Below are 24,967 nucleotides of genomic sequence, written 5' to 3'. Positions count from 1 at the left end.
AAATTAAACCTACTTAAATGAAACAATTAGTTTTAGCAAGTGCTTTAGTCGTAGCGAGTTTAAGCTCCTGTGTGTCTCCTAAGATTTACAAAGATCTGGAGGCTAGACATGAAGCTTTGAAGAAAACAAATAAGTCTTTACAGGACGAAAATGAAGCCTTACAGGCTGGTAAAACGCAATTGGAAACCGATTTGAATGCTCTGCAGAAAAATTATGACCAGACATTAAGTGAGAGAGATAAAATTCAGAATGAATACAATGCTTTAAAAACCAACTATGATAATTTAAAGCAGTCTTACGACGCCTTAGAGAAAAACAGTTCGGCAGCTATAGCTAAAAATGTACAGCAAAACAGAGAGTTGCTGGCGCAACTGGAAGCTAAAGAGCAGGCATTGGCAGCAGAAAATTCCAGATTACAACAGTTGAAAAACGAACTGGAAGCACGTTCAAAACGGGTGGCCGAACTGGAACGAGTGATTGCGCAGAAAGATGCAACCATGCATGCTTTAAAAGATGCAATTTCCAGAGCCTTGACAGATTTTGAAGGTAAAGGTTTGACAGTGGAAGAACGTAATGGTAAAGTTTATATTTCTATGGAAAATAAATTGTTGTTTAGTTCAGGTAGCTGGTCTGTGGGAACGGAAGGTCGTAAAGCTGTACAGCAACTAGGAAATGTACTGGCAGAAAATCCTGAAATTGCAGTGCTTATTGAAGGGCATACAGATAATGTGCCTTATCAGGGTAACGGACAATTAGCAGGAAACTGGGATTTATCAACTAAAAGAGCTACTGCAATTGTATCTATTTTAAGGGAAAACCCAGGGATTAATCCTGAAAATTTAACTGCGGCAGGTCGTGGTGAATTTGCGCCTGTGGCTTCAAACGAAACAACAGAAGGCCGTGCTAAGAACCGAAGAATCGAGGTAATTCTAACACCTAAACTAGATGAAATTACCAAGCTGTTAAACGAAATGTAAATCGTTTTTACATAGATTGATTTAACCCTGAAAATCTTTGGATTTTAATTTATTATCCACAGAATTTTTAGGGTTTCTTTTTAGAGCGAACAAAAAATAGTTTTAACTTAGAGGATTAAGTTATCTACCATTAAAAACCACTATGAGAAATTATTTTTGGGTTTTTTGTTTTGCATTATTGTCGGCCTGTAATTCTAAAACAAAACAATCAGATTATGTAGCCGTTGCCGATATAGAATTACAGCATGAAGATGGATATGTTGGCGATTCCAAATGTATAGAATGCCATAAGGGTGTTTACGATACCTGGAAAGGTTCTGATCATGATCTGGCTATGCAGGTCGCTAATGATTCTACAGTTTTAGGTGATTTTAATAATGTAAAAACCATTTTAGATGGTGTTTCTTATGAATTCACGAGAGTTAATGGAGACTTTAACGTGCATATTAAGGAAATTGATGGTAGCGAAACCGATTATAAAATAGATTACACTTTTGGAGTTCAGCCATTGCAACAGTATCTGGTAGATTTCGAAAAAGGCAGAAAGCAGGTATTACGGGTAACCTGGGATACTGAGAAAAAGCGATGGTTTCATCAGTATGGTGATGATACAATAAGTCCGCATGACTGGCTGCACTGGACAGAAAGTGCACAAAACTGGAATACGATGTGTGCCGAATGTCACTCCACTAATCTAAAGAAAAATTACGATGCCGACGCCGACGCTTTCGCTACCTCTTATTCGGTAATTAATGTGAGTTGCGAAAGTTGTCATGGTCCCGCAGAGCGCCATGTATACTGGGCTGAGCGTCATCAGGAAAATATTCCGGTTGCTAACACCTACTTAATTTCAGGAAAGGGACAGTTCAGTCAAATGAATATGTGTGCACCTTGCCATGCACGCCGGGCAAAACTAACGCCAAATCTGGAGCCTGGTAAACTTTTTGAGGATCAGTATTTGCTTCAGAATATTTCCAGTGATTATTACCATGGAGATGGACAAATAGACGAAGAAGACTATGTTTACGGTTCTTTTCTTCAGAGTAAAATGTATCATTCAGGCGTAACCTGTACTGACTGTCACGATGCACATTCTTTAAAGCGTAAAGCAGACGATAATAGCTTGTGTATGCAATGTCATGTGCCAAAATACGATACAGTAGAGCATCACTTTCATACACCGGGAACAGAAGGCGCTCAGTGCATTAATTGCCATATGACGGGAGCTACTTATATGGGTAACGATTTTAGAAGGGATCATAGTTTTAGGGTTCCCAGACCAGATCAGAGTGTTGCTTATGGTACGCCAAATGCCTGTACGGGCTGCCACGAGGATAAATCTGATAAATGGGCGGCTAAACAAATTATAACATGGTATGGCGCGGACAGAGCCGATCATTTTTCGGATGGATTACTGGTAAGTAATTTGCCAAAAATTACAAAAGCAGACCGCGAACGCTTAGATGCCTATATTACTAATTTAGATTATCCAGCTATTGCCCGTTCTACAGTAATAAACAATTTAAGGGTGTCTAATTCAAAACAGGTTGAAGTACTATTAAAAGGGCTTAAGGATCCGTCTCCGTTAGTGCGTTATAACACGTTACAGAAATTTAGAGCTATGAGTCCGCTGGATCGTATTGCCATAGCTTCCGAACATTTAAATGATACAACAAAATTAGTTAGAATTGGAGCTGTACAATTATTAAACGGCGTTGATCCTAGTTTGTTAAAAGACGTAAATCAGGCTAATTTAAATAATGCACGTCAGGAATTGGAAACCATGTTGTTTACTAATGCCGATTTTTCAACCGGACGTTTGCAATTGGGAGATTATTATTTACAGAATCAGGACTATCATACCGCTATTAAGCACTACAAAGAAGCTTTAAAGAAGGATAGTTTGCTTATGCCGGTATATTCCAATCTGGCGACTACATATAGTTTGGTAGGAGAAAATGATAACGCGAAACAGACTTTAAATACCTGGATTAAGAAAGAGCCAAATTCAGCTAGACCTTATTATCTTAGAGCGTTATTGCAATTTGAATTAAAAGCAAATGAGGCTGCGGTTTCCGATTTAAAGATGGCCGTTAAGTTAGATCCTGAAGACTCCAGGTCGAAGTATAATTTGGCGACCTATTATTTTCAGAATAAAAACATAAAACAAGCAGAAAACTATATTCGTCAGGCATTAGAACTTGAACCTAATAATCCGGATTACAATTATTTACTGGCCTTAATTTATAAGGAACAAGGTAAAACCAAAGAAAGTAAGCGATTAATGATGGCTATACAAATAATGCAGGGGCAATCTTAAAAACAAATTTTTAAAATGAAATATACGACTATACCACATACAGATATAAAAGTAAGTAAGCTGTGTCTGGGAACTATGACCTGGGGAAATCAGAATACTCAGGACGAAGGATTTGAGCAGATGGATTATGCTGTGGAGCGGGGAATAAATTTTTTCGATACAGCGGAATTATATCCTGTTCCTGCAGAACAGAAAACCTATGCCGAAACAGAGCGAATAATTGGAAATTGGTTTAAAAAATCCGGGAAGCGAAATCAGATTGTTTTAGCGTCTAAAATTGCGGGACCGGGAGATTATACGGCTCATATAAGAACGAAACCTTTTCATGAAGGTTTGGAAGAAGCTATAGATGCCAGTTTAAAGCGTTTACAGACCGATTATATAGATCTGTATCAGTTGCACTGGCCGGAACGTAAAACCAATACGTTTGGAATTCGTGATTATAAAGACAATCCTGAAGATGTCTGGAAGGATAATTTCGGCGAAGTTTTAAATGTGCTGGAAAAGGCAATCAAGGCCGGTAAGATTAGACAAATTGGCTTGTCTAACGAAAAGGCCTGGGGTACCATGCGTTATCTGGAAGAGGCAAAATTTAACAATAAACCAAGAATGGTAACGATTCAAAATGCATATTCTTTATTGAATAGGGTATTTGAAGGGGATCTGGCTGAGATTTCCTTACGCGAAAATATTGGTTTGCTGGCCTATTCTCCTATGGCGTTTGGTGTATTGTCAGGAAAATATGTAAAGGGAACTGCTGCAGAAAATTCCAGATTAAAACTGTTTCCCAGGTTTGCAAGATACAGCAGTGAAAACTGTACCAAAGCCACAGAGAAGTATTTAAAAGTGGCAGAGGATTTTAATTTAAGTCTGGCTCAGATGGCACTGGCGTTTGTTACAGAGCAGCCTTTTGTGACAAGCAATATTATTGGTGCTACAAACTTAACGCAGTTAAAAGAAAATATAGACAGTATAGATGTAAAATTAAGCGAAGAGGTTTTAAAAGCAATTCAGGAAGTGCATACCGAAATTCCGAATCCGGCAACTTAAAATTTCTAATTTTAAAAGCATAAAAAAAGCCTTACTTAAAATTTAAGTAAGGCTTTTTTATTAGTTGATTTGATTACCATCTTTATCAAAAAAGTGATATTCTAAATAAGTGTAAGCATCTCTGGGTAATATTTTAACCCATTTTTTATGTTCAAAAAACCATTTTGAACGAATTGATGGAAAGCCTTTAGTTAAAAAGGCCGCTATAAATGGGTGTGTGTTTAAAACCACCTTTTTATAGTCTTTCTTAAATAGTTGTTCAAGTTCGTGCGTTATTTTTTCAATTAAAACAATTGGTGCTTCAACTTCTTCGCCCTGAACACCGTTAGGATTTTCCTCACGGGTTTTTATGTTCATTTCCTGGCGAACACGCTGTCTTGTAATTTGTATCAATCCAAATTTACTTGGAGGTAATATTTTATGTTTCGCTCGGTCATCCTTCATTTCATCACGAAGGAAATTATATAGCGTTTTTCTGTTTTCGGCATTAGTCATGTCTATAAAATCGACAACTATAATACCTCCCATATCGCGTAATCGCAATTGTCGCGCTATTTCCTGGGCGGCTATCATGTTTACTTCTAATGCTGTATCCTCTTGAGAGTTGGCTTTATTGGAACGATTTCCACTGTTTACATCTATAACGTGAAGGGCTTCTGTATGTTCTACTACCAGATAAGCGCCTTTTGCCATAGAGACAGTTTTGCCAAAGGAGGTTTTAATTTGTCTTTCTACTCCAAATTTTTCAAAAATAGGAATATTCGACTGATACAATTTAACTATTGATTCTTTTTTAGGTGCAATGAGTTGCACATAATCTTTAATTTGAAGATAAAGTTCTTCGTCATCAACCTGAATACTGGTAAAGGTGTCGTTAAAAATGTCTCGTAAAATAGACGAGGCTTTGTTTAATTCTCCTAGCACCTTGCTTGGGTGATGTGCTTTGTTTAGTTTCTTGCACATTGCTGTCCAACGACTTAACAAATTTTGTAAGTCTTTATCTAATTCGGCAACTTTTTTGCCTTCTGCTACTGTACGTACAATAATACCAAAACCGGGAGGCGTAATGCTTTTTACCAGTCGTTTTAATCGGTCTTTTTCTTCTTTGTCTTCTATTTTTTGAGAAATAGAAATGCGGTCGGAAAAAGGAACCAGAACAATATATCTACCGGCAATAGAAAGCTCTGAGCTTATTCTCGGGCCTTTGGTAGAGATAGGTTCTTTTACGATTTGTACGAGTAACGATTGATTGGATTTTAAAGCATCTACGATGCTTCCGTCCTTGTCAATTTCCTTCTCAAAAGGGAAATTCTTTAAAGAGAAATCGTTTAGTTTACCTGTGCTTACACGTTTTGTGAATTTTAAAAGGGAAGGAAGTTTAGGACCTAAATCATGATAATGTAAAAAGGCATCCTTGTCGTATCCTACATTAACAAATGCAGCATTTAACCCGGGTACAACTTTTCTTATTTTGGCGATAAACACGTCGCCAACAGAGAAGTTATTACCTCCTTCGTCTTTATGTAATTCAATAAGTTTTCCATCTTTTAATAAGGCAAAATCAACATGTTGCGGACTAGATCTAATGATCAATTCTTTATCCATTGCGTTAATTTTTATCCATACTTTAAAGTCTAAGTTTTAAAGATTTAAGTCAAACAAAATGTAAGAATTCCTAAACCTTTAAAACTATAACTGTAATGTACAGATGGATTATACATTATTTTTCACAGGATTTAATCTGTGGAGTTTCCTGTTTTTTGCGCAAGGTATTACGCCGGGAAACTCATGTCAAAGAACATTTGTAATTAAAAACCAAAAAAGTAGTTATAAAACTACTTTTCGGGATTATTTTTTCTTTTTGTGACGATTAGCGCGTCTGCGTTTTTTACGCTTATGCGTTGCTACCTTGTGTCTTTTACGTTTCTTACCACTTGGCATAAGATCTGTCTTTTTTAGATTAATATTAGTTTTTTGTTATTCTTTAACATCTACATTGGTTTTTACACCTTCTACAAATATTTTTGCAGGTTTAAATGCAGGAATGTTGTGTGCAGGGATTTTAATAGTTGTGTTCTTAGAAATATTTCTACCCGTTTTTTCTGCACGAGTTTTAATGATAAAACTACCAAAACCTCTTAAATATACGTTATCACCAGCTTCTAATGATGTCTTAACTTCTTCCATGAACGTTTCTACAGTTGCCTGAACATCACCTTTTTCAATTCCTAATTTCTCAGAAATTTTCGCTACTAAATCAGCCTTAGTCATTATTTATATGTATTAAAGTTATCTATTAATTATAAAGGGATGCAAATATAGGCATTTAATATTCAATATTTCAAACCTAAATCATTAAAATTTAAGATTATAAACGATTATTTTTGCGGGGCCTAATTTTAAAGCATGTCTTTTAGTAAAATATTAACACATTGGTATTCAGTAAATAAGCGTCAACTTCCTTGGAGAGAGACAACTAATCCATATAATATTTGGTTGTCCGAAATTATTTTGCAGCAAACCCAGATTAAGCAGGGGTTACCATATTATGAAGCTTTTGTTAGTGCATTTCCTACGGTGTTCGATCTGGCAGATGCAAATGAAGAAGAGGTATTAAAACTCTGGCAGGGTTTGGGGTATTACTCGCGTGCAAGAAATTTACATGCTGCCGCGAAATATGTGGCTACAGAATTACAAGGTGAGTTTCCGAAAGATTTTAACGGCCTTTTAAAATTAAAAGGTGTGGGAGATTATACTGCCAGTGCTATAGCGTCTATTTGTTATAATGAGGTTTGTGCCGTAGTAGACGGGAATGTGTACCGTGTGTTGTCCCGTTATTTTGGAATTGATACACCTATTAATACAACTAAAGGAGCAAAAGAATTTAAATTGCTGGCTCAGGAACTGATAGATAAAAAAGATCCGGCAACCTTTAATCAGGCTATCATGGAGTTTGGTGCTGTACAGTGCAAGCCTAAAGGCCCGGACTGTACTGTGTGTCCGTTAGAGGAAAGTTGTATGGCATATAATAAAGGAAGGATAAGTGATTTACCGGTAAAATTGAAAGGCGCCAAGGTTAAAAAGAAGTATTTTAATTTTCTTGTAATTATAACTCCGGAGGCAACTACGGTACTGGAGCAAAGACAAGGGAAAGGCATCTGGCAGAATTTGTATCAGTTTCCTTTAATAGAGTCGGCTAAGGCTTTGGATCATGAAGAACTTAAACTTGAACTCGAGAAACAAAAGATTTTTGGTGAATGTGCTTTCGAGTTGTCCTTATATAATAAGGAAGAAATAGTGCATAAACTATCACATCAGCATTTGTATACACAATTTTGGATTATTGAGGTAGGTAACGGGTTTAATGCACCTGTTCCCGTGTCTGAAATTGAAACATATCCTGTTCCTGTTTTAATTGGTAATTTTATAGAGGAATTCAATTTTTAACTTCAGAAGTTTATATCTCATAATTTTTTTATTAATTTTAAAAAAGTTGAATTGCAAAGCGTAATTTTGTGCCTTTGTATAAATAAGATTTATGTCAGGAACGTTAAATAAAGTAATGCTTATCGGGCATTTGGGAGACGATGTTAAAATGCACTATTTTGAAGGTGGTGGTTGCGTAGGGAGATTTCCTTTAGCGACAAACGAAACCTATATGAGTAAGCAAACTAACGAGCGAATTACCAATACAGAATGGCATAATATAGTAGTGCGTAATAAAGGAGCCGAAATCTGCGAAAAGTATTTAAGTAAAGGAGATAAAATTTATGTTGAAGGGCGTCTTAAAACCAGAAAATGGACAGACGACAACGGACAGGAACGTTACTCTACCGAAATTCAATGTACAGACTTTACCTTTTTAACCACTAAAAAAGAAAGTGAAGCTGCAGCGCAAAATAAGCCGCAGCAACCTGCTAAACCTACTGTAAGTAAACCGGAAGTTAAAATAGACATAACCGATGTCGATGATGATTTGCCGTTTTAATTGTTTAACCAATGTTTTGAAATTTGGATCCTGATCCCTCGAGTTTTATAAGCCTGCTATCCGCCCTTAATATTTCTGTTATTATAGGCTTTATATTATTATGTGTTTTGTTAACCTGCTCTGCTCTGATTTCCGGAGCCGAAGTTGCTTTGTTTTCTCTTACCCGGCCAGATATAGAAGAAGGGTTGCAAAACGATGAAAAATCAATACAGATTATTGCCAAGCTCTTAGAACGACCTAAAAAATTACTGGCAACTATATTGGTTGCAAATAATTTTATAAACATTGCAATAGTAATACTGTTTGCGTATTTAAGCGATTTTCTGTTTTCCGGAATGACTTCAGAAGTTTTGAGGTTTGTAATAGAGGTTGTTCTGGTAACCTTTCTTATTTTGTTATTTGGAGAGATTTTGCCTAAAATTTACGCCAATCGTAACAGTATGAAATTTGCCAGGTTTATGGCTGTTCCGCTTCAGGTCTTAGATGTAATATTTTCGCCATTAAGTTTACCTATGCGTAGTATTACAGTTGCTATTCATGAGAAGTTAGGGAAACAAAAATCTAATTTAAGTGTCGATCAGTTGTCGCAGGCATTAGAATTAACAAGCGAGCACGATACGACTAAAGAAGAGCAAAAAATACTGCAGGGTATTGTGTCGTTTGGAAATACAGATACCAAGCAGGTTATGCGTCCGCGCATTGATATTTTTGCTTTGAACATCGATTTAAAATATCACGAAATTATTCCCGAAATTGTGTCTAATGGTTATTCCAGGATTCCGGTTTACGAAGAAAATATCGATAAAATTAAAGGTATACTTTACGTTAAAGATTTATTGCCTTTTATTGATAGAAAGCAATTCGATTGGAAGTCTTTATTGCGAGAACCTTTTTTCGTTCCTGAAAACAAGAAACTGGACGATTTAATGGCGGAATTTCAGGAGAAAAAAGTGCATCTGGCAGTGGTTGTGGATGAATATGGAGGGACTTCCGGATTAATTTCTCTGGAGGATATTATAGAAGAGATTGTTGGAGATATCAGTGATGAATTTGATGATGAGGATTTAGTCTATTCAAAACTTGATGATCGCAATTTTGTGTTTGAAGGTAAAACACCTTTAAAAGACTTTTATAAGATTATTAAACTGGAGGATGATACTGCATTCGAGCAGAAAAAAGGGGAAGCAGAAACTATCGCTGGATTTGTACTGGAGCATTCAGGAAGTTTTCCGAAACTTAATGCTAAAATAAATTTTCAAAATTTCGTTTTTACTATAGAAGCTTTAGATAAAAAGCGCATAAAACGTGTAAAAGTTACCATTAACTAAATATGATTAAGTCTTTACAATTTTTATTGGTTTTAATTGCTTTAAATATTGTTGTATCCTGTAAAGAGGATATTACGCCTAAACCGAGTGCATTTTTAAGATTGAGCTATCCGGAAGCAAAATATAAATCTGTGAATGAAGATTTGCCGTTTAGTTTTGAAAAGAACGATTTTGCCAAACATTTAGGTGTTAGGCAAATGCCGGGTGAACAGAATTATGGGGTGAATATCGAATATCCCAATTTAAAGGGGACAATTTATTTAACCTATAAAAGTATTGGAGGAGATAAAGCGCGTTTGATGAAATTTATTCAGGACGCTCAGAATTTTACTCAAAAACATACTATAAAAGCTGATGAAATTTCTGAACAGGTGTATTTAAATGATGAGCGTAAGGTATACGGAATGTTTTATGAAGTAGGAGGTAATGCGGCGTCGCAATCGCAGTTTTATGTTACCGATAGTATACAGCATTTTCTAACAGGTTCCCTTTATTTTTACACCAAACCTAATTACGATTCCATTTTACCGGCAGCAAAATATCTGGAAAAAGATATCAGGCATATTATGGAAACAGTAAACTGGAAATAGTTCCAGAGGCAATTATAAAATACAAAAAAGCACCTTTAAAAGGTGCTTTTTTGTAGGTTGAATTCTTGTAATAATTCCATTTATACTTTCTCTGCGCAACACGGCATTTTGCAGTCAGCTTTGCATGCTGCTTTTTCAGTTTCAGTTTTCTCTGCGCAACACGGCATTTTACAATCTTCTGCACAGGCTTTTGTGTTGGAAAACGAATTAACGGTTTTCATGTCCTTAACACTATACATATCACCTGCTTTAGCTACAGTTTCTTCTAGTGTGGTAGTGTTTACTTTAGCTTCGTCGTATTCAACCATAGCCAAACGCTTGTCGAAGTCTACAGTTGCGGATTTTATACCTTCTGTATTCGATAATTTCTTTTCAATAGTCTTTGCGCACCCAATTGCACATGTCATGCCTTCTATAGTGAATTCGGCTTTGGCATAAGTAGCATTAGGATCTAAGGTTTTTTCTTTAGCCTCCTGGTTTACTTCAACGGTTTTTATTTCTGGAGTAGATTCGTTTTTGCAGGAAAATGCTAAAGTGGCTAGAAGCGTAATCGCGAAAAATAGTTTTAAGTTTTTCATAAGTTTAAAAAAAGAGTTTAAACAAAAATAGTAATAATTATCATTTTAAGTCTATTTGTATCATTTTTGCAGCTTATTTATAAGATGTTGCGATGAAATCTAATACTTTAAAATGGGGGTATTTATTAGTGTTATCTTTAATATGGGGGAGTTCTTTTATATTAATGAAAAAAGCACTCTTGGGCGTGTCTCCATTTCAATTGGGTGCGCTTAGAAGTGTATTTACTGCTTTAATTTTATTTTTAGCAGGTTTTAATAGCTTAAAAAGCATAGATAAAAGGGCCTGGAAATGGGTGGCTTTGTCTGGAATTTTCGGGTCTTTGTTACCTGCTTTTTTGTTTGCTGTTGCAGAAACTGAAATTGACAGTGCTATTGCTTCAATTTTAAATTCTTTAGTGCCGTTGCAGACCATAGTTGTAGGAGCGTCGGTGTTTAGTATAAAATCGACTAAAAGACAATATCTGGGTGTTATTGTGGGATTATTGGGAACAGCGTTGTTGGTGCTTGAGGGCGCAGATTTGAACCCGAAACAGAATTATTTATATGCAGGATTTATTGTTTTGGCAACGGTTATGTATGCATTTAATGTGAATATCATTAAGCGGTATTTGCAGCATTTAAAACCGTTGACCATTGCCACCGGTAATTTTGCTGTAATCGTATTACCTGCTTTGCTGGTTCTGGTTTGGTCTGGCTTTTTTAAACGCGAGGTTTTGTTAAAAGATTCAGTTGGGCCTGCTTTGGGATATATTTTTATTTTGTCGTTTTTTGGAACAGCTCTGGCAAAAGTGCTGTTTAATAAATTAATTCAATTGTCGACACCGGTGTTTGCATCTTCGGTTACTTATGTAATACCTGTTGTGGCTTTAATCTGGGGTGCTTTAGACGGGGAATCGTTTAGCTGGTTACAGGCTGGCGCTTCATTAATTATAATATTTGGTGTGTTTCTGGCAAATAAGCGCTCTAAATAGAATTTTTTAAGGGATTTTAGATTCGCGGTGTTAAAAGGTGTTAAGTTTTGTTGTGATATTGTAAATATCTTAGGTTTAATTGTTTAAAGTGGTATTTTTTTCCGAAATTTAAAAGAAGGAATTATAAAAACATACCACAAATGAAGAGTTCGGTAAAAGTTGCTGTTAGGTATGGTATCTACACAACTATAGCATTAATTATTTATTTTTTAGCCTTAAGGACTATAGATTTTCATACTAATCCGTGGTTTAGGGTGTTGAATGGTATTGTAGTAACATTCGGGATTTTTTCAGCCATTAGAGATTATAAAGAAGAGTTTTATGATGAGTTTACTTATGTAAACGGGTTTAAAGTAGGGTTAATTACAGGTTTTTTCTCCACTTTATTGTTCTCATTTTTTATGGCTATTTACCTGTTTCATTTAGATCCGGGATTTAAAGATATGTTGCTGCGAGACTGGTTTCATAATGTGAATCAGGGTGGAGGGATTTTAATATTTATTTTAATACTGGAGGGCTTCTCATCGTCTGTAGTAATTACCCTTGCCAACATGCAATATTTTAAAAAAAGCACAAAAATACTTCAAAACACATAAAACGTTTGTAGTTTAATTAATTAGGTGTATATTTGCACTCATTTTTGAATAAATTAATTAAATAAAACGTTACGCTATGTACGCAATTGTAGAGATAGCAGGGCAACAATTTAAAGTTGAAAAAGACCAAAAAGTTTTTGTTCACCGTTTAGCATCTGAAGAAGGTGATGCAGTATCATTTGATAATGTATTACTTATAGGTGATGGTGACAATGTAACTGTAGGCGCCCCAGCTATAGACGGAGCACAGGTTAGTGCAAAAGTCTTAAAGCACCTTAAAGGTGATAAAGTTATTGTTTTCAAGAAAAAGAGACGTAAAGGTTACCGTGTTAAAAACGGACACCGTCAGGCTCTTACTGAAATCGTAATTGAAAGTATTGCTGCTTCTGGAGCAAAGAAAGCAACTAAAACTGAGAAAAAAGCAGAAGCGCCTAAAGCTGAAGCGACTCAAGATTTAAATGCTTTAACTGTTGCTGAATTAAGAGAAATGGCGAAAGCAAAAGATATTTCAGGATATTCTTCTATGAAGAAAGCTGAATTAATCGAAGCTTTAAGTTAATAACAAAATAAAATCGAAATAAAATGGCACATAAAAAAGGAGTCGGAAGTTCGAAAAACGGTAGAGAGTCAGAATCGAAACGCTTAGGTGTTAAGATTTTTGGTGGTCAGGCTGCAATCGCAGGAAACATCATCGTTAGACAAAGAGGTAATACACACCACCCAGGTGAAAATGTATATTCTGGTAAAGACCATACATTACATGCTAAAGTTGATGGTGTTGTTAAATTTACAAAGAAGAAAGACAATAAGTCTTACGTTTCTATAGTACCTTTCGAGGCTTAAGATACGCTTCTTAAGACATTTAAAAGTCCTTACATAATTGTGTGAGGACTTTTTGTGTTTCTGTTTGTTTCTGGTTATTTAATGTCAGATTTTAAAGAAATACATAAAAAAATCCCGAGTAAATTACTCGGGATTTTTCGGTTATATGGAGATTGTTCTCAGTAGCTTCTTAGTATCTGTAGTATTCTGGTTTGAATGGGCCTTCAACCGTAACACCAATATATTCTGCCTGATCTTGTTTTAATTCAGTAAGTTCTACTCCAATTTTTTCTAAGTGAAGTTTGGCTACTTTTTCATCAAGATGTTTCGGTAACATATAAACTTTATTTTCGTAAGCGTCTTTATTGGTCCATAATTCAATTTGAGCTAATGTCTGGTTCGTAAATGAGTTACTCATTACAAAACTTGGGTGGCCGGTAGCACAACCTAAGTTAACTAAACGTCCCTGAGCAAGAATAATAACGTCCTTACCGTTAATGGTATATTTATCAACCTGAGGTTTGATAACATTCTTAGTAGCTCCGTAGTTTTTGTTTAACCAGGCCATATCAATTTCATTGTCGAAGTGTCCAATATTACACACTATGGTTTTGTCTTTCATAGCTTCGAAGTGTTCACCGCGAACAATATCTTTGTTTCCTGTTGTTGTAATTACGATGTCTGCTTTGCTGATTACAGTTTCAAGTTTTTTAACTTCAAAACCATCCATAGCAGCCTGTAATGCACATATTGGGTCAATTTCAGTTACAGTTACAATACTGCCGGCGCCTCTAAATGAAGCAGCAGTACCTTTACCAACATCGCCATAACCACAAACTACAACGCGTTTTCCTGCTAACATAACATCTGTTGCACGACGAATAGCGTCTACAGCACTTTCACGACATCCGTATTTATTGTCGAATTTAGATTTGGTAACAGAATCGTTTACGTTTATTGCCGGCATTGGAAGTGTGCCTTTTTGCATACGCTCGTATAAACGGTGAACTCCGGTAGTGGTTTCTTCACTTAAACCATTTATGCCTTTAATTAATTCCGGGTAACGGTCAAAAACCATATTGGTTAAATCGCCACCATCGTCTAATATCATATTTAATGGTTTGCGGTCTTCACCAAAGAATAAAGTTTGCTCAATACACCAGTCAAATTCTTCTTCTGTCATGTCTTTCCAAGCGTACACAGCAGTACCTGCAGCAGCAATTGCAGCGGCAGCCTGATCCTGAGTTGAGAAGATATTACAAGAACTCCAGGTTACTTCTGCGCCTAAAGCCTGTAATGTTTCTATAAGAACGGCAGTTTGAATCGTCATATGTAAACAACCTGCAATTCGAGCACCTTTTAACGGCTGACTCTCTTTATATTCTTCACGAAGACTCATTAAGCCTGGCATTTCTGCTTCGGCCAGTTCAATTTCTTTTCTACCCCAGTCTGCAAGTGACAGATCTTTTACTTTATGTGGTAAGTAACCAACGGTTTTTGTATTCATGTTTTGTTATTTTCTTAATGTTTATGGCTTAACAACTTTGATAATAGAACTTAATTTAGTTAAATTCGCTTTAAAAAAATTGTATTTCTTGTTAAGCCTAAATGTTTTTGCTTAAAACGAGTGCAAAGATAACCAATAACTTTCAAAAAACTAAATGCCTCTTTATAAAACCATTACTCCAAATTTAGGAACTGTTGTTAAAGTTTGGAAGATAACCGAATCGTATGACGATTTGTTTCAGGAGGTTAAACTAAAGCCGGAAAGTCTGAGTCGGGTTTTAGGCATGAAAAGTGAATTGCATCAGCGCGGATTTTTAAGTGTAAGACATTTGCTGGCTTCGTTTGGATATACCGATTTTGATTTGTTTTACGACGAAAACGGGAAACCTCATTTAAAAGATGGTAAACATATTTCCATTACACATTCTTTTATTTTTTCGGCTGTAATTATCAGTGATCATAAAGTCGGTATAGATATAGAAAAACAACGAGAAAAAATTGCTGTGATTGCTCATAAGTTTGTGGATTATGAGTTTGAATATTTAAAGGTGAACGAAGCAGAAGCTGTTAAAAAACTTACGGTAATCTGGGGGGCTAAAGAAGCGTTGTATAAATTATACGCTACACCCGGTTTAAGTTTTCACGACCATATACTGGTTCTTCCTTTTAATTTGAATGAGTTAAACACAGTCGCTTGGATTGATTATAAAACTAGCAAGTGTCGCTTCGATATTCATTATTTTGAATTGGAAGATTTTACTTGTGTTTACACTATGGCTCAATGAAAAATGTATTAAACAATATACTTCATAATATTTTTATTAATAAAAGGCAGTTAGCTGTTTTAATAGATCCCGATAAAATGTCACTGGAAAACGTGAAGCCTTTTATAAAAAAGGTAAATAGATCTGTGGCTAATTACATTTTTGTAGGAGGGAGTAATGTGGCCGAAGATGTTACCGAGCCGCTGGTGTTAGAAATTAAAGCGCACTCTAAACTTCCTGTAATTTTGTTTCCGGGAGATGTGTCTCAGATAACCGATGCGGCAAATGCCATGTTGTTTTTATCCTTAATGTCAGGTAGAAATCCTGATTATTTAATAGGAAAACACGTGGAAGCAATACCAAGGTTAAAAGAGACCGAATTGGAAGTAATTCCAACAGGGTATTTATTAATAGAAAACGGGATTAAAACGTCAGTTCAGAAAATAACCGATACGCCACCAATGGCAAAAGATAAGGTAGATACCATTGTTAATACTGCGTTGGCGGGTGAACTTTTAGGAATGCGATTAATGTATCTGGAGGCAGGGAGTGGCGCGTCGCAACCTGTTCCTCATGAAATTATTAGTGCTGTAAAACACGAGTTGACTATTCCGTTAATCGTTGGTGGCGGAATAAAAAATAAAATTCAGTTAGACGATGCCTTCAGAGCGGGAGCTAATATGGTGGTTATAGGTACCGCATTAGAAGAAAACGAGGATTTTTTACACGAACTTAAACGCTGGTAAGTTTAAAAATATATAGGAATAGCACTAATAAATTAAAATCCTTAGTATTTTTGAAGATGGTACAGTCCTTGGCTGTGTCCGTCAACTAATCATTTCAATAAAGTGTATATGAAAATTTCAGTGGAATTAACCTTAACACCACTTCAGGACGATTTCGAAACGCCTATCAAAGAATTCATTAAAGAATTAAGAGCTTCTGAATTTACGGTTTTGGAAAATCCGTTAAGTACTCAGGTATATGGTGAGTATGCTGAAGTTATGCCTTTTCTTACAGCATTAATTCAAGCTACTTTTAAGCAACTAGATCATGTTTTAGTAAATATGAAGCTTGTAAAAAGTGATAGAAGTACATATGAGCCAGATTTTTAATTTTCTTTTTGGCCAATATGCCGACTATCAGACCTTAGATATTATTCTGGAAATTGTAGCGGTAATATTTGGGTTTCTGTCGGTATGGTATTCCAAGAAAAATAATATTCTGGTTTTTCCCACAGGTATGATAAGTACATTAATTTTTGTGTATTTACTTCTTAAATGGGGGCTTCTGGGGGATATGATGATAAATGCTTATTATTTTATAATGAGTATTTACGGTTGGTATGTCTGGACACGTAAAGTGGATAGTACCCATTTAACGCCTATAACCAGAACCACAAAAAAAGAAAAGTTAATAGGAGCTGTTATTTTTATAGCGACTATAGTTTTTGTGTTCGGGGTGTATACGGTGTTCGATAAATTAACAAGTAAAATAGCTTATGTCGACATGCTTACAACGGCGTTGTTTTTTGTGGCGATGTGGTACATGGCAAAACGTAAATTAGAAAACTGGACGTTGTGGATTCTGGGAGATATAATTTCCGTTCCGCTGTATTTTTATAAAGGATTTACCTTTACAAGTCTACAGTATTTAGGATTTACATTTATAGCAATTTCAGGATATTTCGCATGGAAAAAGAGCTTGGGCAAATCGAATCAGACAGTGTAAAAATAGTACTGTTTGGGCCGGAGTCAACAGGAAAAACTGTTTTGGCTAAGGCCTTGGCGGCGTATTACAAGACTGGTTTTGTGCCTGAATATTCAAGAGCATATGCCTTAATGAAAAAAGAGCTGCAGGAGGTTTTAACCGAAGTAGATGTTATGCCCATTGCGAGAGGGCAAATGGAATTGGAGAATGAATTGGCAGCTAAGGGCGAAAAATTATTGATATGCGACACAAATCTGCTGGAAACAAAAGTTTATGCAGAAGCGTATTACGATGGGTTTTATAATGAAGATTTAACAAGCTACGCGATAAAGAATACTTACGATTTGTATTTTTTAACTTATATTGACGTGCCTTGGGAAGCAGATGAAGTAAGAGATAAACCAAACGAACGAGAAAGTATGTTTAAAGTTTTTAAAATGGCTTTAATCGAATATAATAAACCCTATGTTTTACTGGAAGGAAGCTTCGAAGAGCGATTTAATCTTGCGGTAAAACATATAGATAAAATATTAAAAAATTAATCATGAATTTTTCAGAACAGGATTTAAAACAAATTGATAACAAGGGGCTAACCCTGAAAAAAATAGATCGTCAGATAAGTCAGTTTAAAAATGGTATTCCATTCGTGAAATTGGCTTCGGCTGCGGTTGTGAATCACGGAATATTACAATTAACAGATGAAGACAGAAAAAGCTATGCAAAATTATACGATTCTAAGCGTAACGACTTAGATGTTGTGAAATTTGTTCCTGCATCAGGAGCGGCTACACGTATGTTTAAAACCTTGTTTAATTACGTGTCTAATCATAATCCGGATAGCGATGAGTCTCTTAATTCCTACATAAATAAGCATAAGGATTTAGACTTGTCTCTGTTTTTGGTAGGTATGGATAAACTGCCGTTTTATGATTTGGTTATGGAAGAAATTCATAAATCATATCCCGATTATAACGAATACGATGGTGATAAGCAAAAATGGCTTTTTGTGAAAACTATGTTAGATGAAAAGCATTTAGATTATGGTTCTTATCCAAAAGGGTTGTTGCCATTTCATAAATACAACGAGCGTATAACCACGGCCTTCGAGGAGCATTTATTCGAGTCTGCTTTGTATGCTTCGACCAATAAAACGGCAAATCTGCATTTTACTATATCCGAAGCGCACAATCATAAGTTCGATGCCGAATTTACGCGTATTGAAGAGTTGGTGGAAGCAGCGACAAAAACAGCGTTTAATATTTCATTTTCGTATCAAAAACAATCTACAGATACTATTGCACTTACGCCGGAGTACGAACCGTTTAGAGAAGACGATGGTAGCCTGTTGTTCAGACCTTCTGGGCACGGGGCACTTATAGAGAATTTAAACGATATTCATGCCGATGTTATTTTTATTCAGAATATAGATAACGTGGTGGTTTCCGGACTTAAAACCAGTATTGTTGAATATAAAAAAATGCTGGCGGGTGTTTTATTAGAACGTCAGGAGTTAGCATTTAAATATTTAACTGCTTTGGAAGAAGGCGATTTAAGTGAAAATGAACTTATAGAAATCGCAGAATTTTTACACAGAAAATTAAATGTAGATATCTCGGAAGAGTTCGAGAAATACTCTTTAAAATATCAAATTGAATATTTACAGGAAAAATTAAACCGCCCGATTCGTGTTTGTGGTATGGTTAAAAACGAAGGCGAACCGGGAGGAGGTCCGTTTTGGGTTTTAAATCATAAAGGGAACGAATCGCTTCAAATAGTAGAATCTGCTCAAATAGATAAAGCAAATAAAGCGCAGAAGGATATTTTAAATAATGCAACGCATTTTAATCCGGTAGATCTGGTTTGTGGTACGAAAAATTATAAAGGAGAAGCTTTCGATTTATTAGAGTATGTAGATCCAAATACGGGGTTTATTACGCAAAAGACTAAGGCAGGAAAAGAACTTCTGGCGCTGGAATTACCGGGCTTATGGAATGGTTCTATGGCAAACTGGAATACCGTGTTTGTAGAAGTGCCGCTTAAAACCTTTAACCCTGTTAAAACTGTGACCGATTTATTAAAACCGGCACATCAGATTTAGTATAGTGAATAAAGACCGTTTAATTTCCGAAATACAATTTAAGGCTGTTAGAAGTTCAGGAGCAGGTGGGCAACACGTTAACAAGGTGGCTTCTAAAGTTGAGTTAAGTTTTAATATTTCGGGTTCAGCGGTGCTAAATGCAATACAAAAAGAACGACTTATACATAAGCTGAAATCCAGATTAACTACAGATGGAATGCTATTGCTGCAGTGCGGCGAAAGCAGGAGTCAGCATAAAAACAAAGCGCTTGTTATAAGTCGTTTTTTTTCAATTCTCGAAGAAGGACTTAAAGTGCCGAAACGAAGAGTGGCTACTAAAATTCCAAAATCGGTGATTAAGAAAAGGCTGAAAAGTAAACGCATACTTTCCGAAAAAAAGGTATTCAGACGAAAACCCAATTTAGATTAAGATTTAAAGTAATTTGCTTTAGCTGAGGCTCTTGAGGAATTAAAGTTTCGATTATTGTGTAAAATTATCAAAGAATCGATAAATGTTGCTACCTTTGCAGCGTTCTCAAAAAAGGGGTGCCAAATAGCGGCTGAGATCATACCCATTGAACCTAGAACAGGTAATGCTGTTTAGGAAATTAAACAACCCGTTTAAACAGGTTGTTTTGTGGAAACTAAGGTGACTTAGGAAATAATCAATTTTATAAAAAAGAATAAGGGCCTCTTTTTATTCGATTAATAGGTTTTCGAATGAAAAATATTTACATTTTAATGTGTTGTTTAGGCTTTACATTTCAGGTTTTAGGTCAGAACGAAAAGCAACAGGATTCCAGTGTGGTGGCTACAGAAACTTTAGACGAGGTTTTGGTTAATGCGGTTCGTGTAAATGCGACGTCTCCCATAACGCACTCTAACATTGATAATGAAGAGCTTCAAAAGCGAAATCTTGGACAGGATATTCCTGTTTTGTTAAATTATTTGCCTTCTGTAGTTACAACTTCCGATGCCGGTGCGGGTATAGGGTATACCGGTATTCGTGTTCGTGGTGTTAGTGCTCAATCTACAAATATTACAATCAACGGAATTCCTTATAACGATGCGGAATCTCTTGGGACGTTCTGGGTAAATCTTGGTGATATCGCCAGTTCTGTAGAGAGTCTTCAGTTGCAACGTGGTATCGGAACTTCCACGAATGGATCAGGGGCTTTTGGAGCGAGTATAAATGTGCTTACTGATGCTGTGTCGAAAGAGGCTTTTGGTGAAATTTCAAATAGTTTCGGAAGCTTTAACAGTAGAAAGCATAACGTTAAATTCAGTACAGGTACAATTAACGATCATATCGAAATTGCCGGACGTTTGTCTGCGATTAAGTCAGATGGATATATCGATCGCGCCTCAACCGACTTAAAGTCGTATTTCCTTCAGGCGTCTTATGTAGATGACAATACCTTGATAAAGGCGATTACCTTTGGTGGTCACGAAGTAACTTATCAAGCCTGGAATGGTATAGATAAAGAAACTTTGGATAATGATAGAACTTTTAATTCGGCAGGAATTTATATCGATGCCGATGGAAATGTTCAGTTTTATGATAATGAAGTGGATAACTATACGCAGGATCATTATCAATTACACTGGAACGAGCGCTACAACAATAACTGGTCTACAAATGTAGGATTAAACTATACTTACGGACGCGGCTATTTTGAACAATATAAAGAAGATGAATCGTTTGCCGATTATGGCCTGGAAGATGTGGCTATAGGTGCGGAATCGGTTTCTGAAACAGACTTAATTCGTCGCAGATGGCTGGACAACGATTTTTATGTTGTAAACGCCAATGTTAATTATAAGGATGAACATCTAAATGCTATTTTGGGAACATCTTACAGTTTTTACGATGGAGACCATTTTGGAGAAATTATCTGGGCACAATATGCGAGTGACAGCGAAATAAGAGATCGCTATTTCGAAGGTAATGGTAAGAAAAAGGATTTTAGTGTATTTAGTAAAGCTACCTATAAATTAAATGCTAACTGGAGTCTGTTTGGAGATGTGCAATTGCGCTTCGTCGATTATAAAACTACAGGAATAAATTCAGATAGAGTGCCTTTGGAAATAGACGAAAATTATACGTTTTTCAATCCTAAGGCGGGGGTTACTTATAAAGTAAACGCCAACAATAACATGTATTTTTCTTATGCCCGTGCGAACAGAGAACCTAACAGAGACGATTTTCAAAGTAATCCGGATATTAAACCGGAACAGTTAAACGATTTTGAATTGGGATGGAGACACGAAAATAAAACGTATCGTTTAAATGCCAATGTTTACTATATGCAATATAACGAGCAGTTGGTATTGTCTGGTAATATTGATGATGTCGGAAATCCAATACGTACTAATAGTGGTGAAAGCTATCGTTTAGGATTGGAAATCGAAGCCGCTATTGCGCTGTCTAAGACGTTTTCAATCCAGCCGACAATTACATTAAGTACAAATAAAAACAAGGAAGCTATTGTGGCGTTCGATGGTGAATTACAGAATTTTGGAAAGACCAACATTTCATTTTCTCCCGATGTTGTAGCTGGAAATGCTTTGGTTTGTCAGCCTTTTAAAGCTTTACAGCTGTCTTTGCTAAGTAAATATGTTGGAGAGCAGTATATGGGAAATACAGATTCTAAACTATCTAAATTAGACAGTTATTTCGTAAACGATTTTAATATCGTGTACGAAATTAAAATGGACCGTATTTTTAAGTCGATTACCCTAACAGGTTTGGTAAACAATATTTTTGGTGAAAAATATGTGTCGAATGGGTATTACTATACTTATGACGATACCTGGAGTAATCCAGATGCAGTTACCACAATTGAAGGAGTAGGGTATTATCCGCAGGCTACAAGAAACTTTTTAGTAGGAGCAACGATAAAATTTTAAACTATAAAAAAAGCGACCAACTGGTCGCTTTTTTTAATTGTTATATACTCGAATTACAGAGCCGCTTACTTCTACAAAATAGGGTTTTAAAGCGTAACCTCCGTTGGTGCCATCTTCCGGGTAGCCGTTTACTATGTTATAAGCGTTTCCGTCGTCGCAATTGCAGGACGCTATTATGCCGTTTACTGTTAAAAGGGAGCAGTCGGTTAAAACATGGTTCGGGTCACTAAGTTCAAAAGCAGTATAGTTATTACCGCCTAAATAATATAAAACAAGGCCATTTATGCCATACGGATTACTCAGAGTAATAAAATTTCCAGGAAACTTAAGTTGGCTATATTGAGGTAAACTGGTGTTAATTAATGTACCTGTGTTAAATGAGTAATCTGGTAAATTGGGATTGTTTTGAACATCGTCTGAAGAGCTGCAATTCGTAAACAATAGGAGGCCAAGGGCAAGTATTAAAATCTTTCTCATAGTAATAATTTAGCGATGCAATTTACAACAAAAAGTAGATTGCTTTATTTATTTTGTATATTTGTGTTACAATCTCGGCAGCCGAGATTTTTTGTGTTTTATAAGCTAAGGTTTATGAAACATATTTTTTTAAATTAAAACGATGAAGTTATGAGCAAAGTATCATATTACACTGCAGAAGGGTTAAAAAAATTAAGAGACGAATTAAGACAATTAAAAGATATAGAGCGTCCGCGAGCTTCACAAGCTATTGCAGAGGCTAGAGATAAAGGGGATTTAAGTGAGAATGCCGAGTACGATGCAGCTAAAGAAGCTCAGGGAATGTTGGAGATGAAAATTTCTAAACTGGAAGAAATTTTAGCGGGAGCACGGGTAATAGACGAGTCGCAGTTAGATACCTCAAAAATACTGGTATTATCTAAAGTGAAAATTAAAAACCAGACCAATGGGATGGAAATGAATTACACATTGGTTGCAGATGGTGAAGCCGATTTAAAGTCGGGAAAAATTTCTGTGAATTCACCTATCGGAAAAGGCCTTTTAGGTAAGTCGGTAGGCGATGTTGCAGAAATTCAGGTGCCTAATGGCGTTATTAAATTTGATATTGTAGAAATAAGCCGATAAGGCAATATTTTATATAAGCTATTCCTATGTGGTTTTAACCCAAATTAAGCTTTGGTTTGTTAAAAATTACATAGGAATCTTTTTTATCTTTACTATTTAAAACTTTCAAGATTATGGCTTCCATTTTTAGTAAAATTATATCAGGCGATATTCCAGCCTACAAAGTAGCAGAAACCGAAGATTTTTTGGCTTTTTTAGATATTAATCCGAATGCTAAGGGGCATACACTTTGTATACCAAAAAAGGAAGTTGATAAAATTTTCGATTTAGACGATGCCCTGTATTTGGGCTTAATGGCGTTTTCTAAGCAAGTCGCTCATGCCATTGAAAAAGCTATCCCGTGTAAGCGTGTTGGTATGACTGTAATAGGTTTGGAAGTGCCACATGCTCACGTACATTTAATTCCGTTGCATACTATGGAAGATGCACGTTTTTTACATAAAACTAATCTTTCAGACGCTCAATTTCAGGAGGTGGCAGATGCCATTAAAGCGCAGCTTTAATTTTCTTAGCGCTTTAGAGTAATTTGCATTGTAGTGCCTTTGCCAATTTCAGAATGTAACACTTTTATTTTTCCGTCGTGAAAATCTTCAATAATACGTTTCGCTAAGGATAAGCCCAGACCCCAACCTCTTTTTTTAGTCGTAAATCCGGGTTCGAATATTCGTGTGTATTGATTCTTATAAAGTCCTTTTCCTGTGTCAGACACAAGAATTCTAACATCCTGATCGTGAGGCGTTATTTTTACTGAAAGTTGACCTTTGCCTTTCATGGCATCAATGGCGTTTTTAACTAAATTTTCTATAGTCCAGCTATACAGTTGCGGGTTTAATTGCACGGGAATATCGTAGTCTGGTATATCTATACTAAAGTCGATTAATTTTGAAGATCTGGATTTTAAATAATCATAAGACTCCACAGTTGCTTTTACTATATCGGTTTCTTGTAATGTAGGAACAGATCCTATTTTACTAAAGCGTTCTGTTATGGTTTCCAGTCTCGCGATGTCTTTTTCAATTTCTTTTATATAGTCGGGGTTTACTGCTTCGGTTTTCAGAATTTCGGTCCAACCTATTAGAGACGAAAGGGGAGTGCCTATTTGATGTGCTGTTTCCTTTGCCATACCCGACCATAATTTATTCTGAGTTGCAATTTTAGTGCTGCGGTAAAACACATAAACCAGTCCGGCAAATAGAACTATGATAAGTAAAAAGGCAATGGGGTAATATTTTAACTTGTTAAGCAATGGTGAATTGCCGTAATACAACGTATCGAGTACCTGGCCGTCGTAGATAATTTCTATAGGCTGGTTTTCCTTTTCAAATTCAAGAATTAAATCTTTTACGTAGGCGGTGTTTTTAGCTTTTTTTTCATCAAGATTATTGTGTTCTATATTACCGTTGAGGTCCACCATAATCATAGGCGTGGTGGTGTTACTTTGTAAAATCTGAAGTGGTAATTCCCCAATATCTCCCTCTAAGTTGGTGCTTTTTATAAGATCGCGTTGTGCTGCCGACCAAATTTGCATTTTAATGCGTTCTTCGGCCTTAAAGCTTTGAAAAAACATAAAGGTGTTCCATAAAATTAAGCTGATGATTACAAATGAAATACCGATAATTATCCAACGGATAAGGCTCTTATGTTTCGTAAAAAGCATTTAATTTATTTTTTGTGGTAAT

Annotated in this window: 27 protein-coding genes; 21 read left to right on the top strand and 6 right to left on the bottom strand. The window is 35.9% G+C overall.

What is annotated here, in order from left to right; genetic code table 11:
- Positions 1-17 precede the first annotated feature (17 nt).
- The 3 genes from I3217_RS11345 to I3217_RS11335 all read left to right on the top strand — a co-directional run bounded on the left by I3217_RS11345 (position 18) and on the right by I3217_RS11335 (position 4,347).
- On the top strand, positions 18-977 hold the full coding sequence (locus tag I3217_RS11345) for an OmpA family protein (RefSeq protein WP_435049873.1): 960 nt from the start codon (positions 18-20) through the stop codon (positions 975-977).
- A gap of 142 nt (positions 978-1,119) precedes the next feature.
- A complete protein-coding gene (locus tag I3217_RS11340; RefSeq protein ID WP_435049872.1) occupies positions 1,120-3,297 on the top strand; it encodes a tetratricopeptide repeat protein in 2,178 nt (725 codons plus the stop codon).
- 15 nt (positions 3,298-3,312) lie between these two features.
- Positions 3,313-4,347, top strand: coding sequence for an aldo/keto reductase (locus I3217_RS11335; RefSeq protein WP_435049871.1), 1,035 nt, complete (start codon positions 3,313-3,315; stop codon positions 4,345-4,347).
- A gap of 60 nt (positions 4,348-4,407) precedes the next feature.
- Here the strand turns inward: I3217_RS11335 and I3217_RS11330 are convergent, their stop codons facing one another.
- Together I3217_RS11330 and I3217_RS11325 are read right to left on the bottom strand one after the other, a co-directional pair.
- Positions 4,408-5,952 (bottom strand): Rne/Rng family ribonuclease, encoded by a 1,545-nt coding sequence (locus tag I3217_RS11330; RefSeq protein WP_435049870.1) that lies wholly within the window; start codon positions 5,950-5,952, stop codon positions 4,408-4,410.
- A 372-nt stretch (positions 5,953-6,324) separates the two neighbouring features.
- On the bottom strand, positions 6,325-6,618 hold the full coding sequence (locus tag I3217_RS11325) for an HU family DNA-binding protein (protein ID WP_435049869.1): 294 nt from the start codon (positions 6,616-6,618) through the stop codon (positions 6,325-6,327).
- 135 nt (positions 6,619-6,753) lie between these two features.
- Between I3217_RS11325 and mutY the strand changes: the two genes are divergently transcribed.
- The 4 genes from mutY to gldD all read left to right on the top strand — a co-directional run bounded on the left by mutY (position 6,754) and on the right by gldD (position 10,253).
- Positions 6,754-7,794, top strand: a complete 1,041-nt coding sequence (gene mutY / locus I3217_RS11320) for an A/G-specific adenine glycosylase (RefSeq protein ID WP_435049868.1) — start codon at positions 6,754-6,756, stop codon at positions 7,792-7,794.
- 91 nt (positions 7,795-7,885) lie between these two features.
- A complete protein-coding gene (locus I3217_RS11315) occupies positions 7,886-8,335 on the top strand; it encodes a single-stranded DNA-binding protein (RefSeq protein ID WP_435049867.1) in 450 nt (149 codons plus the stop codon).
- Positions 8,336-8,358: 23 nt separating this feature from the next.
- Positions 8,359-9,663 (top strand): gliding motility-associated protein GldE, encoded by a 1,305-nt coding sequence (locus I3217_RS11310; RefSeq protein ID WP_435049866.1) that lies wholly within the window; start codon positions 8,359-8,361, stop codon positions 9,661-9,663.
- Between the two features lie 2 nt (positions 9,664-9,665).
- On the top strand, positions 9,666-10,253 hold the full coding sequence (gene gldD, locus I3217_RS11305; RefSeq protein ID WP_435049865.1) for a gliding motility lipoprotein GldD: 588 nt from the start codon (positions 9,666-9,668) through the stop codon (positions 10,251-10,253).
- Between the two features lie 80 nt (positions 10,254-10,333).
- Here the strand turns inward: gldD and I3217_RS11300 are convergent, their stop codons facing one another.
- Positions 10,334-10,831 carry a heavy-metal-associated domain-containing protein gene (locus I3217_RS11300; protein WP_435049864.1) on the bottom strand — a complete coding sequence of 166 codons (498 nt, stop codon included), beginning with the start codon at positions 10,829-10,831 and terminating at the stop codon, positions 10,334-10,336.
- Positions 10,832-10,923: 92 nt separating this feature from the next.
- Here I3217_RS11300 and I3217_RS11295 point away from each other — a divergent pair, with 92 nt between their 5' ends.
- The 4 genes from I3217_RS11295 to rpmA all read left to right on the top strand — a co-directional run bounded on the left by I3217_RS11295 (position 10,924) and on the right by rpmA (position 13,241).
- The gene (locus tag I3217_RS11295) at positions 10,924-11,802 is read left to right on the top strand and encodes a DMT family transporter (protein ID WP_435049863.1); all 879 of its coding nucleotides are present in this window, start codon (positions 10,924-10,926) and stop codon (positions 11,800-11,802) included.
- Between the two features lie 140 nt (positions 11,803-11,942).
- On the top strand, positions 11,943-12,398 hold the full coding sequence (locus I3217_RS11290) for a DUF4199 domain-containing protein (protein WP_435049862.1): 456 nt from the start codon (positions 11,943-11,945) through the stop codon (positions 12,396-12,398).
- A gap of 76 nt (positions 12,399-12,474) precedes the next feature.
- Positions 12,475-12,957: a 50S ribosomal protein L21 gene (gene rplU / locus I3217_RS11285; protein WP_435049861.1), complete on the top strand. Its 483-nt coding sequence runs from the start codon at positions 12,475-12,477 to the stop codon at positions 12,955-12,957.
- Positions 12,958-12,980: 23 nt separating this feature from the next.
- Entirely contained in the window at positions 12,981-13,241 is a 261-nt protein-coding gene (rpmA, locus tag I3217_RS11280) for a 50S ribosomal protein L27 (RefSeq protein ID WP_435049860.1), read from the top strand.
- A 169-nt stretch (positions 13,242-13,410) separates the two neighbouring features.
- On the opposite strand, the gene ahcY is transcribed toward rpmA, so the two are convergent.
- Positions 13,411-14,727, bottom strand: a complete 1,317-nt coding sequence (gene ahcY, locus I3217_RS11275) for an adenosylhomocysteinase (RefSeq protein WP_435049859.1) — start codon at positions 14,725-14,727, stop codon at positions 13,411-13,413.
- Positions 14,728-14,881: 154 nt separating this feature from the next.
- Between ahcY and I3217_RS11270 the strand changes: the two genes are divergently transcribed.
- From I3217_RS11270 to I3217_RS11235, 8 genes are all read left to right on the top strand, one after another.
- Positions 14,882-15,511: a 4'-phosphopantetheinyl transferase family protein gene (locus tag I3217_RS11270; protein ID WP_435049858.1), complete on the top strand. Its 630-nt coding sequence runs from the start codon at positions 14,882-14,884 to the stop codon at positions 15,509-15,511.
- Entirely contained in the window at positions 15,508-16,236 is a 729-nt protein-coding gene (locus I3217_RS11265; protein ID WP_435049857.1) for a geranylgeranylglyceryl/heptaprenylglyceryl phosphate synthase, read from the top strand. The genes I3217_RS11270 and I3217_RS11265 overlap by 4 nt, the downstream gene beginning before the upstream one ends.
- Before the next feature lie 108 nt (positions 16,237-16,344).
- The gene (locus I3217_RS11260) at positions 16,345-16,605 is read left to right on the top strand and encodes a YkoF family thiamine/hydroxymethylpyrimidine-binding protein (RefSeq protein WP_435049856.1); all 261 of its coding nucleotides are present in this window, start codon (positions 16,345-16,347) and stop codon (positions 16,603-16,605) included.
- On the top strand, positions 16,589-17,221 hold the full coding sequence (gene pnuC / locus I3217_RS11255) for a nicotinamide riboside transporter PnuC (protein WP_435050308.1): 633 nt from the start codon (positions 16,589-16,591) through the stop codon (positions 17,219-17,221). Before I3217_RS11260 ends, pnuC begins: the two co-directional genes overlap by 17 nt.
- Positions 17,182-17,742, top strand: coding sequence for an AAA family ATPase (locus I3217_RS11250; protein ID WP_435049855.1), 561 nt, complete (start codon positions 17,182-17,184; stop codon positions 17,740-17,742). Before pnuC ends, I3217_RS11250 begins: the two co-directional genes overlap by 40 nt.
- Positions 17,743-17,744: 2 nt before the next feature.
- A complete protein-coding gene (locus I3217_RS11245; protein ID WP_435049854.1) occupies positions 17,745-19,298 on the top strand; it encodes a DUF4301 family protein in 1,554 nt (517 codons plus the stop codon).
- A gap of 4 nt (positions 19,299-19,302) precedes the next feature.
- Positions 19,303-19,707, top strand: a complete 405-nt coding sequence (gene arfB, locus I3217_RS11240; protein ID WP_435049853.1) for an alternative ribosome rescue aminoacyl-tRNA hydrolase ArfB — start codon at positions 19,303-19,305, stop codon at positions 19,705-19,707.
- A 290-nt stretch (positions 19,708-19,997) separates the two neighbouring features.
- Complete coding sequence (locus I3217_RS11235) at positions 19,998-22,187, top strand: TonB-dependent receptor (RefSeq protein ID WP_435049852.1); 2,190 nt, start codon at positions 19,998-20,000, stop codon at positions 22,185-22,187.
- Positions 22,188-22,220: 33 nt separating this feature from the next.
- Here the strand turns inward: I3217_RS11235 and I3217_RS11230 are convergent, their stop codons facing one another.
- Positions 22,221-22,664, bottom strand: a complete 444-nt coding sequence (locus tag I3217_RS11230) for a hypothetical protein (protein ID WP_435049851.1) — start codon at positions 22,662-22,664, stop codon at positions 22,221-22,223.
- Positions 22,665-22,814: 150 nt separating this feature from the next.
- Here I3217_RS11230 and greA point away from each other — a divergent pair, with 150 nt between their 5' ends.
- Positions 22,815-23,288, top strand: coding sequence for a transcription elongation factor GreA (greA, locus tag I3217_RS11225; protein WP_435049850.1), 474 nt, complete (start codon positions 22,815-22,817; stop codon positions 23,286-23,288).
- Between the two features lie 113 nt (positions 23,289-23,401).
- On the top strand, positions 23,402-23,791 hold the full coding sequence (locus I3217_RS11220; protein WP_435049849.1) for an HIT family protein: 390 nt from the start codon (positions 23,402-23,404) through the stop codon (positions 23,789-23,791).
- Positions 23,792-23,796: 5 nt separating this feature from the next.
- On the opposite strand, the gene I3217_RS11215 is transcribed toward I3217_RS11220, so the two are convergent.
- Positions 23,797-24,945 (bottom strand): sensor histidine kinase, encoded by a 1,149-nt coding sequence (locus tag I3217_RS11215; RefSeq protein WP_435049848.1) that lies wholly within the window; start codon positions 24,943-24,945, stop codon positions 23,797-23,799.
- Positions 24,946-24,967: the final 22 nt, after the last annotated feature.

It is taken from the genome of Formosa sp. S-31 (assembly GCF_051172795.1).
In the GTDB taxonomy this organism is placed as follows: Bacteria; Bacteroidota; Bacteroidia; order Flavobacteriales; family Flavobacteriaceae; genus Formosa.
This window is presented reverse-complemented; position numbering and strand designations above follow the sequence as displayed.

What these genes read in the sequence shown, in the direction of transcription:
- ahcY (WP_435049859.1), bottom strand. Translation starts at nt 14,727, where the DNA reads ATGAATACAAAAACCGTTGGTTACTTACCACATAAAGTAAAAGATCTG.
- I3217_RS11235 (WP_435049852.1), top strand. Translation starts at nt 19,998, where the DNA reads ATGAAAAATATTTACATTTTAATGTGTTGTTTAGGCTTTACATTTCAG.
- I3217_RS11270 (WP_435049858.1), top strand. Translation starts at nt 14,882, where the DNA reads ATGCCTCTTTATAAAACCATTACTCCAAATTTAGGAACTGTTGTTAAA.
- I3217_RS11295 (WP_435049863.1), top strand. Translation starts at nt 10,924, where the DNA reads ATGAAATCTAATACTTTAAAATGGGGGTATTTATTAGTGTTATCTTTA.
- rpmA (WP_435049860.1), top strand. Translation starts at nt 12,981, where the DNA reads ATGGCACATAAAAAAGGAGTCGGAAGTTCGAAAAACGGTAGAGAGTCA.
- I3217_RS11220 (WP_435049849.1), top strand. Translation starts at nt 23,402, where the DNA reads ATGGCTTCCATTTTTAGTAAAATTATATCAGGCGATATTCCAGCCTAC.
- I3217_RS11340 (WP_435049872.1), top strand. Translation starts at nt 1,120, where the DNA reads ATGAGAAATTATTTTTGGGTTTTTTGTTTTGCATTATTGTCGGCCTGT.
- I3217_RS11245 (WP_435049854.1), top strand. Translation starts at nt 17,745, where the DNA reads ATGAATTTTTCAGAACAGGATTTAAAACAAATTGATAACAAGGGGCTA.
- I3217_RS11345 (WP_435049873.1), top strand. Translation starts at nt 18, where the DNA reads ATGAAACAATTAGTTTTAGCAAGTGCTTTAGTCGTAGCGAGTTTAAGC.
- I3217_RS11265 (WP_435049857.1), top strand. Translation starts at nt 15,508, where the DNA reads ATGAAAAATGTATTAAACAATATACTTCATAATATTTTTATTAATAAA.
- I3217_RS11300 (WP_435049864.1), bottom strand. Translation starts at nt 10,831, where the DNA reads ATGAAAAACTTAAAACTATTTTTCGCGATTACGCTTCTAGCCACTTTA.
- I3217_RS11260 (WP_435049856.1), top strand. Translation starts at nt 16,345, where the DNA reads ATGAAAATTTCAGTGGAATTAACCTTAACACCACTTCAGGACGATTTC.
- I3217_RS11290 (WP_435049862.1), top strand. Translation starts at nt 11,943, where the DNA reads ATGAAGAGTTCGGTAAAAGTTGCTGTTAGGTATGGTATCTACACAACT.
- gldD (WP_435049865.1), top strand. Translation starts at nt 9,666, where the DNA reads ATGATTAAGTCTTTACAATTTTTATTGGTTTTAATTGCTTTAAATATT.
- I3217_RS11330 (WP_435049870.1), bottom strand. Translation starts at nt 5,952, where the DNA reads ATGGATAAAGAATTGATCATTAGATCTAGTCCGCAACATGTTGATTTT.
- pnuC (WP_435050308.1), top strand. Translation starts at nt 16,589, where the DNA reads ATGAGCCAGATTTTTAATTTTCTTTTTGGCCAATATGCCGACTATCAG.
- I3217_RS11325 (WP_435049869.1), bottom strand. Translation starts at nt 6,618, where the DNA reads ATGACTAAGGCTGATTTAGTAGCGAAAATTTCTGAGAAATTAGGAATT.
- mutY (WP_435049868.1), top strand. Translation starts at nt 6,754, where the DNA reads ATGTCTTTTAGTAAAATATTAACACATTGGTATTCAGTAAATAAGCGT.
- I3217_RS11215 (WP_435049848.1), bottom strand. Translation starts at nt 24,945, where the DNA reads ATGCTTTTTACGAAACATAAGAGCCTTATCCGTTGGATAATTATCGGT.
- rplU (WP_435049861.1), top strand. Translation starts at nt 12,475, where the DNA reads ATGTACGCAATTGTAGAGATAGCAGGGCAACAATTTAAAGTTGAAAAA.
- I3217_RS11315 (WP_435049867.1), top strand. Translation starts at nt 7,886, where the DNA reads ATGTCAGGAACGTTAAATAAAGTAATGCTTATCGGGCATTTGGGAGAC.
- I3217_RS11335 (WP_435049871.1), top strand. Translation starts at nt 3,313, where the DNA reads ATGAAATATACGACTATACCACATACAGATATAAAAGTAAGTAAGCTG.
- greA (WP_435049850.1), top strand. Translation starts at nt 22,815, where the DNA reads ATGAGCAAAGTATCATATTACACTGCAGAAGGGTTAAAAAAATTAAGA.
- I3217_RS11250 (WP_435049855.1), top strand. Translation starts at nt 17,182, where the DNA reads ATGGAAAAAGAGCTTGGGCAAATCGAATCAGACAGTGTAAAAATAGTA.
- I3217_RS11230 (WP_435049851.1), bottom strand. Translation starts at nt 22,664, where the DNA reads ATGAGAAAGATTTTAATACTTGCCCTTGGCCTCCTATTGTTTACGAAT.